The sequence below is a fragment of the Streptomyces sp. NPDC005728 genome (assembly GCF_040630895.1).
Taxonomy (GTDB): Bacteria; Actinomycetota; Actinomycetes; order Streptomycetales; family Streptomycetaceae; genus Streptomyces.
Map to the genome: position 1 here is coordinate 1 of NZ_JBEXYL010000310.1, position 1025 is coordinate 1025.

Annotated in this window: 1 protein-coding gene; it reads right to left on the bottom strand. The window is 73.3% G+C overall.

Annotated elements, in window-relative coordinates:
• The coding region (locus ABZ471_RS48830) for a helix-turn-helix domain-containing protein (RefSeq protein ID WP_359075656.1) at positions 1-1025 on the bottom strand (1025 nt) is incomplete at both ends.

Here is a 1025-nt window from a genome sequence, read left to right on the forward strand (position 1 = left end):
GCCGCCAGCAGATCGGTCCCCAGCGCTGTCAGATCGGGCAGATTGAGGGTGTAACGGACGTAGCGGCCGTGCCGCCGGGCCGTGAGCAGGCCCGCTCGGCGCAGGACGGCGAGGTGGCGGGAGACCTCCGGGGGTGAGAGTTCCCAGGCGTGGGCCAGCTCACGGGTGGTGTGCGGGCCGCGGGCCAGGGTGCGCAGCAGCCGCAGCCGTACTGGATGCGCGAGTGCCTCCAGCCGGAGGGTGACCGTGTCCAGCGACACCGGCTCCGACGGACTCGGCTCGGCCACGGGGTACTGCACCACCGGCTGCCATCCGGGCGCGTGGACCGCCACCAGGTGCGGGCTGCCGAAGACACTGGGGATGAAGGTGACCCCGGTGCCGTGGGCGGCGGTTGCCTTGTCCTGCAGCTTGTCCACGATGATGCAGTCTCCGTCCGGCGCCAGGGTGACGGCGCCGGAGACCGATGCGAGTGCCGCCCTGATGCCCTGGCGCTTCAGCAGGTCGTTCTTCAGGCGCAGGTCGGTGGCCAGCGGCACGGCGACGCTCGTCCAGGCGGCGTCGAAGAAGGCCTCGGCGCACTGTTCGAAGGTGCGGCGCACCCGCGCCCGCACCGCGGCCGGGTCCGCGAGCAGCCGTTCCGCGAAGGCTTCTTGCCGCGCGCCGCGGGCTTGGGCCAGGTCCAGGGCCCGCTCGCGCGCGGCCGCGTCGGCGAGCGGCGACGGGGTGCCGAAGTGGACCCGGTTGCTGCCGCACGTGGTCACGAGCGCGGCGGTCACATATGTCTCGTCGTCGATCCGGTCCACGTCGTCCAACTCCTCGGCGAGGGTCGGCCGGGGCCGGGCGGGGATCAGGAAGTCGGCCTGTGAAGAACGCCAGAGGAACTCCGCCTCCCTGAGCCGCTCCACCAGCTCCGGCCGCAGCCCGGCCCAGACGTCCCCGGCCCAGCCGGCGAGCTGCGGATGATGCCCGGGCTCGGCCAGCACGTGCAGCATCGCGGTCAGTTCGGCCAGCGGGGAGGCGGCGAA